The following is a 13498-nucleotide window of genomic DNA, read 5'->3' as shown; positions in this document are numbered from 1 at the left end:
AGGCCTGTACGAAACTTAAGCAAACAACCGATTAAAATGAACTTATTGACTGAATGAGTATTCTTAAACACGTTCATTATTTAAAACAAAGATAACAATAGACTTATGATAAAAACTATTACTACCTCCTTGCTATCTGGAGCATTAGTATTTTTAGTTGGCTTAACATCTGTTAATGCAGTCAACCAAAAAAATAATTTACCCGAAATTGGAGTAGTAGCATCAAATGCCATTTCACTAGACAAAGAAGTACAAATTGGTGATGCATTAATGCGCCAGTTACGTGGGCAAGCACCTTTAATAAATGATCCTTTGTTAGAAGAGTACATTCAAGATATTGGTAATCGTTTGGTGGCTCAGGCTGAAAATGTTAAATTTCCCTATAAATTCTTCATGATCAATAGTTTAGATATTAATGCATTTGCATTTTTTGGTGGACATATAGGTATTCATTCAGGACTCATCATCAATGCCAAAAATGAATCTGAACTCGCCTCGGTATTAGCCCACGAAGTTAGCCACGTCACCCAAAGACATATCGCTCGTCGAATTGAAGCGCAACAAAAATCTAGCCCATTACAAATTGCTTCGTTATTAGGGGGCATATTACTTGCGGCTGTTAACCCAGAAGCTGGCATGGCAGCCTTGTCAGTAGGTAACGCGGCATCAGCCCAATCAACAATTAACTTTACTCGTCAAAATGAAAAAGAAGCGGATAGAGTTGGGATCCACATTTTAGCCCAAGCAGGTTTTGACCCAAATGGAGCCAGTTCATTTTTTGGTACCTTGACCGAAAAAAACCGGTTAAAATCCAAGCCTTTGGCATTTTTATTAACTCACCCCTTACCCGAAACTCGGGTAGCAGATGCGAGAACACGTGCAGCCACTTATCGTCCAAGAAACATACCACCGAGTATCAATTTTCATTTGGCAAAGTCTAGGATTTTAGCCCGTTATTATGCTAATCCAGTACGTAACATAGAATATTTTTCTGGACTGTTAAAAAGTCAAGAGTATGTGTTTAAACAAGCTGCTCAATATGGTTTAGCTTTATCTTATTTAGCCGACGAACAAGTTGAGAAAGCCTCAACATTAATAGATGAACTACTATCAAAAGAACCAGATAACCTGTTTTATTTAGATACCTATACTGATATATCGGTAGAATTAGAAAAACCAGACTTAGCTATTACTAAACTATCAAAAGCCGTAGTAAATGCTCCCCATAACCCTGTATTAACCCTGAACTTGGCCAACGTTTTGATTAAAAACAAACAAGCCGATAAAGCGATTGAATTATTAAAAGACTTTTTATTAGTTAAACCACAAAATTTGTTGGCCTACGAAATATTGTCAGACGCCTATAAAGCTAGCCAACAAAACTTAGAAATGCATCAAACCAAAGCTGAAATATATGCCTTAGTGGCCGCCTACCCTAGAGCTATAGATGAACTGCAAACCGCTTATACTTACGCTAAAGATAGGCAAATTGAAAAGCAACGAATAAGAGGACGAATCGAACAATTTAGAAGTGAACAAGAAAAGCTCCAAAGCCTGTAAGTCAAAGGCTTTGAAGTGCACGAATTGTTTTTAATAATTTATCGGCGCTTTGTTCTCCTTTAAGTTGTTTTTTTACTTCACCATCCGCGCCAATGATAAATGTAGTCGGTAGGCTGGTTGGGCGTTGTGACCAAGGCAAAGTCACTGCACTTTGGATAAGGGGAAACTGGATATCATACTTTTGTTGAAGATCGATAAGCTTCCCGCGCTCTAATTGATCAAAACTCATCCCAAACATATAAATGTCAGCTTGGTTCAGTTGATTGAAATGATTTAGCTCTGGGATCTCACGTAAACAAGGAGCACACCATTCAGCAAAATAATTAACTACAATCCACTTACCCTGCATCTCAGACCAAGAATGTTTTTGTTCATCTAAGGTAATAAAATCAAATTTTAATTGATTATTTGTCCAAACACCTAAGCACAAAGCTAAGACTGCAAATATCGTTAAGGCGATATTTTTCAAGGTGAGATTTTTCAAAATTACTTGATCCTTATTGGCTAAATTGATCGTAGAATATGATTTCAATTTATGTGAAAAAGTCATTTATGTCAGATCTAAAAATAATCCACAACCCGAGATGTTCAAAAAGCCGTCAAACATTACAACTTTTGCAAGAAAAAGGCTTTGAGCCTGAAATTGTCGAATATTTAAAAACGCCATTAACTGCCACTCAGTTATCGACTATTGTTGAACAACTAGGTTTTAGTTCAGCTAGGCAATTATTACGTAAAAGCGAAGAAGCATATAAAGCCAAAGAGCTTAAAAATGAAGACCTAAGTGAAGAAGTATTAATAACTGCAATGTTAGAAGAGCCCAAATTAATAGAAAGGCCCATAGTATTGTTTAAAGGAAAAGCCAGGATAGGCAGACCACCAGAGTCAGTTTTGGATATTCTATGAGCCATAAGGTTTTAGTCCTGTATTACAGTAAACATGGTGCAACCCGAGCAATGGCCAACAAAATTGCGTTGGGAGTAGAACAACAAGGTTTAGAAGCTTGTTTACGAACTGTACCAGAAATGAGTACCAATATAGGTGACGCACAAGAACCCGTGCCAACTAGTGGCGACCCCTTTGTGAGTCATCAAGATATCCAAGATTGTGCAGGCATAGCGTTAGGTAGCCCTACTCGTTTTGGCAATATGGCCGCTCCGTTAAAACACTTTATAGATTCGACGAGTGCCCTTTGGTTGTCTGGTGTATTAGAAAACAAACCAGCATGTGTATTTACCTCAACCTCTAGTATGCACGGAGGGCAAGAAAGTACTTTATTATCTATGGCCTTACCATTACTTCATCACGGTATGTTGTTTTGTGGTTTACCTTATTCAATTCCACAATTACATACTACTCTTACCGGCGGGTCCCCTTATGGGGTCACTCATTTAGCGCAAGGCAAGTATCCGAATAAACTCAGTGAAGACGAAGTGGTCTTGTGTATTGAACAAGGTAAAAGGTTAGCTACCTTAGTCAACAAATTAAGAGATTAACATGAATTTATCGACTGATTTTTATCGTAAATTAACTTTAACCAGTTACTTACTTTTGGTGATCTGGTTACCTATTTGGCATTTTTTATTAACACCAGACAAAGCCACATCTCATACATTTACTGTGATATTTTGGATCATACCTATCCTGTTACCAAGCATAGGCTTAATCAAAGGCAAGCCATATACACACGCTTGGACAAACTTTATTGTGATGTATTATTTGTTACATGGTTTTACCGCTGTTTATGCAATCGATGGTGAACGTTTATACGCACTCATAGAAATTATTTTGTGTTTTGTTTTATTCACGGGGTGCAGCTTTTATGCTCGCAAAAGAGGTCGAGAGTTAGGCTTGGGCATTCGCAAACTAAAGGAAGAGTTAGCTGAAGAAAAAGAGTTTTTTGAAAACTCACAAAATTCCAAATAGTATTGGCCAATCACAAGGAAGTAACATGTACTTTTTAACTAAAATATCAATCTTTACCATAATTAGCAGTGTGTTAATCGCTTGTGGTGGCAGTTCCAATTCACCAACAAGTGTAGTCCCCCCTCCTGTAAAGGCTGCCCCGCCAATTCAGGCCAAACGTTCGATAAATGGTTTACACTTTTACTATCAAGACACATTTTATCAAGGACAAGCAGCTAGTATTGCTGTTACTAGCGACACCAGTGATTTAGTCAATATAGAGTGGCAGCAAATTAGTGGCAGCCCTCTGACGATATTGGCTACGCACACTCAAGTTATTGGTTTTGATATTAAACAAAGCGGTGACTATCAAATTGAGTTTCATGGTACAAACTCCCAAGGGCAAACTATCAATGAAATATTCAGTTTTAGCGCCTTAGTCAGCTCAAATAACCGAACAAATATTCGACTCGACCATGCAGTCAGTGAACAAGCAGCGGTTTCTTTTAGGGCATTGGCTAATCCAAATAAAACCATGCAAAGCATTAGATGGGAGCAACTAGACGGCCCCACCATAGACGACCTTCAAAGCCAAGACGAAGATGTGTTTTTCACCGCGCCCCAAGTCATTAAAGATGAAATTGTGCAAATAGAAGCACAAATAACCTACACAGATGGCAGTTCAGAAACTGATAATAGTTTACTAGTGGTCAAAAATGTCCAAGTCAATACAAATGGATATTTTCCTAGATATGCCGAAAAAGTAGTGACAACAGATGTTTACCCCTTTATACAAGAAGGCCCTCATGCTAATAATTTGCGTGCCTGTGTATACAATAACCAAGTCGCAAAAAGTTGCGAATTTTCCCTATTACCTTTAATAGGACAAGAACACTCAACACCCACTATTCAACATATTCTGGAGAGGCTTGTTGTTTCTCATGATTGGATGGGCTTAAGGTTTAAGCAATATTTAGAACAATCTTCAACCTCAGAAGATATGTTAAAGTTACTAAGAGCGACTACCGCAATAGTGATTTCTTATGATGTTCGCCCATCCTTTTATTGGACCGCAACCGGAGCGATTTATTTAGATGCCGCAAACTTTTGGATGACCCCAGAGGAAAGAGATACTTTAAATACCCAGCCAGACTATCGAAGTGATTTTGGGGATGACCTACAGTTTTTTATCCCTTGGCGTTATGTAAAAGACAATGATTACTATTTTAGAAATAGTGACTACCCAGCTCATTTAAGACTTAGCAAAACTTTTAGTGATCTAGAGGCAAACATAAGTTGGCTTATGTATCACGAATTAGCTCATGCCAATGATTTTTTTCCTCCAAACTCATGGTCAAATATGCCTGAAGATATATCTCCTCTTGATTATTCTAATCAAAATGATGCTTCTTCTGTATTATTTGAGCAAACCTTTGGCTTAACTTCTGACACCATGAAATCTGTAGCTAAAGTCAGCTTTGCTGGGGAAACAGCAAACACCGAACAAAAAAACTTAAGTGCACAAGACATAGTCAGTCATTTCGAGCCTGACTCAGCTCCAGCGTATTACAGCTATTCAACAGTGCGTGAAGATTACGCAACCCTATTTGAGCGTTTCATGATGTCTTATCGTCTAGATGTTAGCGCTGATGTTGCTGTGATCAGCAACATTAACAATGATAATCTGATCGTCTCTTGGGGACAAAGAGATAGATTTAACGAAAGCAAAGTCCAACCTAGAGTTCAAAATGTGGTGCAAAACATTTTACCAAACTTAGACGTACGTACAATTCAACAAAACCTGCCTACCCCAATACTCATGCGTGAAAATCAAGATTGGTTCGTTAACTTACAGTTAGGCAATGTGCCCCCTACCCCCAGAAACAAACAAGGCGAGAAAACATTAAGGCCAGTCTCGCCAAAAGACTATTGGCACACCTACCGTCATGGCCCCAAAGGCCCTTAGCTTAAAAAGTACTTATTGGTCACATCTTTACAATATTTTCTGGCCTGCTCTACGTCAGCAACCTGAGTAGAATGTTTCAGGTTTTGTGGAAATCGTCCCATTCCAGCTAGAATGCAATACCAAGACGGCCGTAAATACACTAAATTATTTTTATGTCGACTTAGCACTTTCTCAACGTCTAGCCCGTTATCCCAAGCATACAGAATTTCGCTTAATATCTTGGGTTTTACCAAGTTATATTTGTTATCACGCCAATAATCAGTATCTTGCCTTTTTGTAAGTTGATAATGTGCCACAATATAATCATGAATACCGTCAAACACTTGATTAAGTTTTTGGTTATAACTATTTTGGGCAGTAATCAAATCAGTTTCTTGAGAAGCAAAACTTTGTACAAACTGATCAATAGTCAATTGGGTTAACATCAAAGCTGTCGCCTCTAAAGGCTCAATAAAACCTTGTGACAGTCCAACCGCTAAACAGTTTTTATGCCAATGCTCGTTTAATCGACCAATCCTCATGTTTAGATGCCTTACCTTTACGTTTGCGTCATCTTGAATATTTAATGCTTGTCGTAACTCTGTCTCAGCTTGGTCCGAACTTATATGTCCATCACTATAAACATAGCCATTTCCCTGACGCGTAGTAAGGGGAATATTCCACATCCAACCTGCGTTTAATGCTATGGAGCGTGTTTGCGGCTTAATGCTAGATTCGTTTGTATACTGAGTCTGTATTGCTACTGCAGCATTATTGAATAAAGTGTCAGAGTATGACCGAGATTCTCTCTTAAGTGCTTTATTAATCAACCTGCTACTGAAGCCAGTACAATCTATAAAGTGGTCTGCCGTCAAACAACCATGTTGTTGTGTACTTACATCTACGATATCACCATTTTTGTCTAACTTAACGTCCTGCACATTGTCAATAACATGAGTCAGTCCCAGCTTTACTGCCCTATTTCGTAAATATATTCCTAACTTAACTGAGTCAAAATGATAAGCGTAATCAATATCTAGAGAATGTTTTAAACAAGCTGTAGGATCAACCTTTTGATTGGTTAATTGAGCTGCAACAAAATATTCATCAGGCGCTACCGGCGCTTCAATTCCTCTTCTTCTAAGGCCGCAGTTATGAAAAAACATCTCAGCCACAGGTTTATCAAGCACTGAAAAAAAAGGATGGAAATAACTTTTAGCCAAATGACTACCAGACCAACCTTCAAAGCTTATTCCTAACTTATAGGTTGCATCGCACTCTGGCATCCAGTCTTTCTCGGCAATACCTAATTGTTTAAAATATTGCTTTAAATAAGGAGTAGCCCCTTCACCTACTCCTATTACTCCGATATCTTCAGATTCAACCAAACTAATCTTTACATCTGGCCAAACATTTAATAAAGAATTTGCCGTCATCCAACCCGCTGTTCCGCCGCCCACAATCAAAACAGATTTAGGCTTAATTAACATTTTCATTCCTAGCTTGATTTAAAGTTGATTCCCGCAGAACTAACTCAGGTTTAAATTGCAAATGAGGTACTAAGTCATTGTGTGGGTCATCATCTTTTCTGGACGATAAATATTGAATAAAAGATGCCGTTGCTTTGCGTGCGATTACATTTGTTGGCTGTGCAGCTGTAGTTAACTTAGGCCAAGTTTGACGGGAGAATGGGCTATCCTCAAATCCAGCTATAGATATCTGACTAGGTACGTCTAGGCCCTCAAGTCGGACTGCAAATAAAGCCCCCGCCGCGATTTCATCATTACACGAAAAAATACTAGTAGGAGGATCTTCTAATTGCAGCAGCTGTTTAGCGCCTGAAACACCAAACTCAAATGAGTATGAACCATCTATTTGATACCTATGATCTGATTGAATACCGTGTTTTTCTAATGCTTGTAGATACCCAATTTTACGTTCATGACTTGACCTGTGGCATTCATCCCCTCGTAAAAAAGCAATTTTTGTATGCCCCTGCTCAATCAAATGTTCTGTGATCTCAAATGCAGCGTCCCTATCATTTATGTAGACACAAGGGGAAGAATTGACTTGCACTTCACTACCTGAAATGACTCGAATATACGGAATATTTAATTTATCTAAACCCGTTAATACATCTGGCATTTCTGATAGTGGAGGAGAAATAATCAGGCCTGCTAACTGGGAACGTTTAACCATAGTGGCTAACTCATCAATAATTCCTTTATTGGTGGCTGAACAAGGGTGAATTACCAATTCATATCCCCGGTCTCGACATTCGGCTAAAATACCATTTTGCATATCTAATACATAATAAGCGTTAGGGTTGTCGTAAACATAACCTAAGGCATACGACTTGCGCCCCGCTAGATTACGAGCAGCAGTATTAGGTTGATAATTTAATTGTTCTATAGCTTGATTGACTCTTTCTAAGGTATCAGGTTTTACCGAGCCTTCACGATTTGTGACTCGAGATACGGTCTTGATAGACACCCCCGCCAGCTCAGCGACATCTTTAATCGTGGCTTTATTCTTTAGCATTGCCCTTTAGCCCATCTTAAGTTTTTAACATAAATTTTTTAAGCGTTTCATTATGGATATGGAGATTAAATTAATTATTTACAAATCAGAATGTTAACTAATTAAACCAGCACATTGATAATGTGTTTTTTTTATATTGCAGTAAATTAAATTGTGATTAATTTGTAATTTATGTTGCCAAATGTTTTTAGTTCGTCTAGATTACACACAAATGACAACGCTGTCACCTAGTTAAATGAAAGTGAATAAAAAATTGTTTAGTTGTCATTTTTTTATTTTACTCAAATGACAGCGTTATCATAAAATTAAAAACCACGTTAAAATGGTTTAAGTAATTATAGATCTTTATATTTAAAACACATAATGACAACGCTGTCATACAATAACAGTCCAAAGGTGCAATATGAATACGTCGAAAATCAATAAAATTACCCAAGGGATATTACTTTCTTGTGTGATAGGTTCAACAACTGTAGGAATATCAACAGCAGCTAACGCTCAAGAAGTTAGTTCAGATAACATCGAAAAGATTGAAATTAGGGGTTTAAGAGCAAGTTCTAAAGCGAACTTAAATGAAAAACGTTTCGCTAACGCCATTGTAGATGCGATTACTGCGGAAGATATTGGCCAATTCCCTGACAAAAACGTAGCAGAGTCGTTATCAAGAATTCCTGGTATCACGATTGACCGTACTTTTGGTGAAGGTCAAGGCGTAACCATTCGTGGTGTTCAGCCAGATCAAAACTTAACATTAGTTAATGGCCAGGCTGTTGGTACAGCAAATTGGTTTGTATTATCTGATGCGACTCGTAACTTTAACTTTGAAATTTTAGCTTCAGAAATGGTCGCTGGCCTAGAAGTGTACAAATCGGCCCAAGCCGACATAGATGAAGGTGCATTAGGTGGTACGGTAATCTTACGTACACGCAAACCAATGGACTTAGACTCTAATACTATTCAGTTTTCAACTGAAGCTCAGTATAACGACGAGTCTGGAAATACAGACCCTTCTTTTTCTGGTTTATATAGTTGGAAAAATGAAGATGAGACTTTCGGTATATTAGCATCTGCTAGTTACCAACAGCGTTCAGTAGTGCGCGAAACTAACGAAGACTTTGGTTGGTTTGGGCCAACGATCCCACGTATAGACCCATTAATAGAGGCGCCGCAAGGAGCTTCAGAAAAAGGAGCGATTCCTTGGGGTATGGGTTCAGCATTATTTGAGCAAGATAGAGAGCGGATTGGATATGACATCAATGCTCAGTGGAGACCTACAGATAACTTAGACATGAACTTGCATTATTTAAGTTCAACAATGAAAGCCGATAACTACAACTCCAACCTAATTGGTATCGGCTTTCGTGGTGTAGCATTTTTAGGTACAGATACTAATCCTGGTACGAGCCAAAATGGCGTAATTGAGAGCTTACAAGTAAGCGGTGTCGATAATCGTCCAGGTTGGGCCCGTCATATGGCTTACGATAATATATTCCGTGAAGGTTCTGAGATGTCGACTCAAATTTTAGACTTCGAAGGTAACTACACTATGAATAGTGGTACGTTACATTGGCAAATTGGTACGACTACCGGTGAAGGCGATAACCGAGATTTCTTTACAGAATTTTGGGTTGATGCAACAGATCCTGATGCTAAATTTGACTTTTATAATCCAGGAGGTACCGCTCCAAGCATCGACTTTACCACTGCAAGTCCATGGTTAACTAACCCTACGGACCAAATGTGGTTAGGGGGAATATTTGATCAGGCAAATACAACAAAAGATAAAGAAAATTATGCTCAAGTTGATTATACCCACGAAGTAGAAATGGGCATCATCACTGACATAAAGACAGGTTTCAAATTGCGTGATCGCAGCTTCACCCAAGGTCGCGTAAGAACTGATTTAGCAAATCTAGCACCAGTTGGTGAGGGGAGTTTAGGACCTGCAAGTGACTTCTGGACAGGTGATTTAATAAATGTAGATCATAGTAACACAGCAGGTTTTAGCGCTAGCTATTTCTTACCAAGTAGAGATTTAATGCATGAAGCATTATACGCAGTGCCTGAATGCACAACTGGTGCTACTACATTATGCAGAAATTCGGATGTATTCTTAACAGCGTCTTCTTTTGAAATTGAAGAAACGATTAACGCAATTTACGCAATGGCTAACTTTAGTAGTGATGGTATTCGCGGTAACATTGGTATGCGTTATGTAGAAACAGATTCAACCTCAAATGGTTATGATCTAGTTTCTGGACAAGCAATTTCATCAAGTAGCGAATATAATGAGTGGTTACCTAGCGTAAACCTTGCCTATGATCTTGATCAAGATACAATTTTACGCTTTGCCGCTTCTCGGGTATTAACGCGCCCTGCCCCGTTCCAATTAGCTCCAGCAGTTAACTTAACGCCTGAAACAAGCTCTGGGTCAGCTGGTAACCCTAACCTTAATCCACTAACGGCTAATCAATTTGAATTCGGTGTTGAACATTACTTCGATGAAGCATCACTAGTTGCAGTAACCTTATTTAAGAAAGATGTGAACGATTTTATCTTTACAAAAACTGTAGCTAAAGAGATAAATGGACAACAAATCAATCAGTTAAGAACCCCGGAAAATGGTGGTTCAACAACAATTGATGGAGTTGAATTTCAAGTTCAGCATGTCATTGATTACGGCTTTGGTGGGTACTTTAACTACACCTATACAGATGTGGGTGATGCGACGTTTGACGAAGCAGTGCCAGTAACAGACGCTGACGGAAATATAACAGGTGCCACTTTATCTGAAAGCACGGTTAGATTCCCTAATACGTCAAAAAATTCTTACAACTTCGGGGTGTTTTATGAAAATGACCTTTATAGCGCTCGTTTAAATTATAACTACCGATCTGAATATTTCATTGCTGCAGCTGAAATTGGAGATCAATTTAGAGATGAACAAGCACAAATGGATGCTCAATTTAGCTATGTGCTAACTGACAACATTACACTCAAGTTTGAAGCATTGAACCTAACTAACGAAATTTGGGAAAATTATTACGAACGTAATACCGATGCTCAACGTTTAGGTGGTACTCAAAGCTCAAATGGTCGTCGTTTATTCGTCGGTGCTAATTTCCGCTTTTAATAGAGTGTGTTTGCCGGAGTGGATTTAATCAACTTAGATTAACAACCATTAAGCTCCGGCTTTTTTATTGAGGACTTATTTGATGATACCAAAGCAAATTGTCATAGTCGGTGGAGGCACCGCAGGTTGGATGGCTGCCACTTTGATGGCAAATCGCTGGTCTAAACATGGTGCCAGTATAACTTTGGTTGAATCGAGCAAGATAGGAACTATTGGGGTAGGTGAAGGTTCTACGCCTTTCTTACGCCAATTTTTTCAGACCCTAAACATTTCGGAAAAACAATGGATGGCTAAATGTGACGCCACATATAAATGTGGAATTGCCTTCCCTAATTGGTGTAATACAAATGAAGCAGAGTCTTATTTTCATCCATTTTATGGTGAAATCGACAGCCCCTTAGTCAAAGACTTTTTCAACAATTGTCAATATCGTCGAGAAGGTTTCGATATCCCTACTCTACCTGATGATTATTTTATAAATGCCTATTTGGCACAACAAAACAAAAGTCCAAAAACTACCAATTTACAATATCAAGGTATAGATTACGGCTACCACTTTGATGCTGATAAGTTAGGCTCATTTCTAGCATCACATGCGAAAAAACTTGGTGTAAAGCAAATTCAAGATCAAGTGGTTGATATAAAAACAAACACACTTGGTATTGAGTCGATTATCACACAACAAAAAGGCGAAATATCTGGCGACTTGTTCGTAGATTGCAGTGGTCTCAAAGGAATATTAATCCAGCAAACCTTAAAAGAAGAGTTAATTGATTATCAAAAATACATACCGAATAATCGTGCTGTAGCTATTGGAACTAATCATAAAGAGCCTTCAAAATTCGGTACCTATACTTTATCAAAAGGTTTAAAAAATGGCTGGATGTGGTCTATTCCGTTATCAAGCCGTATCGGTAATGGCTATGTTTACAGTAGCAAATACATGTCTAGTGAAGACGCAGAAAAAGAATTAAGAGAACAACTAAACGAATATGACGCCCCAGCACGTCATATTAAATGGTCACCCGGTCGAATAAGCCAACATTGGAAACAAAATTGTTTAGCCTTGGGCTTATCCCAAGGCTTTTTAGAGCCACTTGAAGCCCCCATGCTAAATTTAGTGCAGCAAACATGTGAATCTTTTATTGAGTTTTGCGAAAAACCACATGACTTAGTTAATAATCAGCAAAAATTTAATCAAGTAATAAACCGACTAATTGACGGAACCCGCGATTATTTGCAAGCTCACTATTTGTTAAACAGCCGCAGTGATAGTCAGTATTGGATTGATAACCGCAATAATACAGATATGTCATCCACTCTGATGGCCATTGTTAGCGGCTGGAAAAGTCAAGGCTCATTCGACACAGCGTTAGCAACAATCAGTGATAATCTAGTGTATGGAAAAACATCATGGTATTGCATTTTATCTGGTATGAATTATTACCATACACCAACTAAAGGGTCACTTCGTTTGGCAGTTAAAAAGCACCACAATGCAAAGTTGCGTTGCCAACACATAGCTGTCAACTTCCCAATTCAAGTGGCGTCTAAACAAAATTAAATTCTAAGGAAATTTTATGCAAATTATAATTTATGATAATGCTCAACAGGTTGCAGAAAGTGCAGCGCTTTGGGTGAAAGAGTTAATTAATAAAAAACCTGATCCAGTATTAGGTTTAGCCACTGGCAGCACACCTATTAGTTTATATAAACAATTAGTTGAACAGCATAAAACAAAGCAAATTAGTTTTAAAAACGTAACCACGTTTAATTTAGATGAATATCACCACATTGCCCCAGAAAACCCACAAAGTTATCGCAGTTTTATGGCGGAAAATTTGTTTAATCATGTAGATATTGATGTAAATAACACTTTTTTACCTACTTGTGCGCCAGGCCAAAATCCAAGAACTCAAGGATTAGCATACGAAGATAAAATCAAACAACATGGCGGGATTGACCTACAAATTTTAGGTATAGGCGCCAATGGCCATATTGGCTTTAATGAACCAACCTCAAGTTTATCCTCTCGTACACGGATAAAAACCCTCACCCAACAAACCATTACGGACAATAGCCGTTTATTTAAGCCTGATGAAAAACAACCCACCATGGCAATGACTATGGGTATCGCCACTATTATGGATGCACGTTATGTATTGTTGATGGCTACGGGAGCGAATAAGGCAAATGCGGTTAAAGATATGATCACTGGTGGTGTTTCGGCTATGTGTCCAGCCTCTGCACTACAAATGCACGAAAACGCCATTGTTTTATTAGATAAAGAAGCAGCTAGCGAATTAAGCGATCACAGTTATTACCAGTGGGCTAACAACGAAAATACCAAATTAATTGAAGATTACGGTTATTTTCACAACTACTAATGTCAAATTTTATAAGCCCGAAAGTAA

General features: G+C 38.3%; 11 protein-coding genes. 8 read left to right on the top strand and 3 right to left on the bottom strand.

Annotated elements, in window-relative coordinates:
- Positions 1–105 precede the first annotated feature (105 nt).
- Complete coding sequence (gene bepA / locus L0668_RS12570; RefSeq protein WP_235312987.1) at positions 106–1560, top strand: beta-barrel assembly-enhancing protease; 1455 nt, start codon at positions 106–108, stop codon at positions 1558–1560.
- Between the two features lies 1 nt (position 1561).
- Here bepA and L0668_RS12565 read toward each other — a convergent pair whose 3' ends face one another.
- Positions 1562–2044: a TlpA family protein disulfide reductase gene (locus L0668_RS12565; protein WP_235312986.1), complete on the bottom strand. Its 483-nt coding sequence runs from the start codon at positions 2042–2044 to the stop codon at positions 1562–1564.
- Between the two features lie 68 nt (positions 2045–2112).
- Between L0668_RS12565 and arsC the strand changes: the two genes are divergently transcribed.
- Genes arsC through L0668_RS12545 form a run of 4 tightly spaced genes read left to right on the top strand, consistent with a single transcriptional unit; the run spans position 2113 to position 5431 of the window.
- A complete protein-coding gene (gene arsC, locus L0668_RS12560; protein ID WP_235312985.1) occupies positions 2113–2466 on the top strand; it encodes an arsenate reductase (glutaredoxin) in 354 nt (117 codons plus the stop codon).
- Positions 2463–3056, top strand: a complete 594-nt coding sequence (gene wrbA, locus L0668_RS12555; protein WP_235312984.1) for an NAD(P)H:quinone oxidoreductase — start codon at positions 2463–2465, stop codon at positions 3054–3056. Before arsC ends, wrbA begins: the two co-directional genes overlap by 4 nt.
- Position 3057: 1 nt before the next feature.
- Positions 3058–3486: a DUF2069 domain-containing protein gene (locus L0668_RS12550; RefSeq protein ID WP_235312983.1), complete on the top strand. Its 429-nt coding sequence runs from the start codon at positions 3058–3060 to the stop codon at positions 3484–3486.
- Between the two features lie 25 nt (positions 3487–3511).
- The gene (locus L0668_RS12545; protein ID WP_235312982.1) at positions 3512–5431 is read left to right on the top strand and encodes a hypothetical protein; all 1920 of its coding nucleotides are present in this window, start codon (positions 3512–3514) and stop codon (positions 5429–5431) included.
- Here L0668_RS12545 and L0668_RS12540 read toward each other — a convergent pair.
- Both L0668_RS12540 and L0668_RS12535 read right to left on the bottom strand, forming a co-directional pair.
- Positions 5428–6900 carry a tryptophan halogenase family protein gene (locus tag L0668_RS12540; protein ID WP_235312981.1) on the bottom strand — a complete coding sequence of 491 codons (1473 nt, stop codon included), beginning with the start codon at positions 6898–6900 and terminating at the stop codon, positions 5428–5430. The genes L0668_RS12545 and L0668_RS12540 overlap by 4 nt on opposite strands.
- Positions 6890–7951, bottom strand: a complete 1062-nt coding sequence (locus tag L0668_RS12535) for a LacI family DNA-binding transcriptional regulator (protein ID WP_235312980.1) — start codon at positions 7949–7951, stop codon at positions 6890–6892. Before L0668_RS12535 ends, L0668_RS12540 begins: the two co-directional genes overlap by 11 nt.
- Positions 7952–8354: 403 nt before the next feature.
- Between L0668_RS12535 and L0668_RS12530 the strand changes: the two genes are divergently transcribed.
- The 3 genes from L0668_RS12530 (at position 8355) to nagB (ending at position 13471) form a co-directional block, all read left to right on the top strand.
- Positions 8355–11084 (top strand): TonB-dependent receptor, encoded by a 2730-nt coding sequence (locus L0668_RS12530; protein WP_235312979.1) that lies wholly within the window; start codon positions 8355–8357, stop codon positions 11082–11084.
- Positions 11085–11166: 82 nt separating this feature from the next.
- Complete coding sequence (locus tag L0668_RS12525) at positions 11167–12648, top strand: tryptophan halogenase family protein (protein ID WP_235312978.1); 1482 nt, start codon at positions 11167–11169, stop codon at positions 12646–12648.
- A 16-nt stretch (positions 12649–12664) separates the two neighbouring features.
- Positions 12665–13471 carry a glucosamine-6-phosphate deaminase gene (gene nagB, locus L0668_RS12520; protein ID WP_235312977.1) on the top strand — a complete coding sequence of 269 codons (807 nt, stop codon included), beginning with the start codon at positions 12665–12667 and terminating at the stop codon, positions 13469–13471.
- The last annotated feature ends 27 nt before the right edge of the window (positions 13472–13498 follow it).

Origin of the sequence: Paraglaciecola algarum (assembly GCF_021532655.1) — a bacterium.
Classification (GTDB): domain Bacteria; phylum Pseudomonadota; class Gammaproteobacteria; order Enterobacterales; family Alteromonadaceae; genus Paraglaciecola; species Paraglaciecola algarum.
This window is presented reverse-complemented; position numbering and strand designations above follow the sequence as displayed.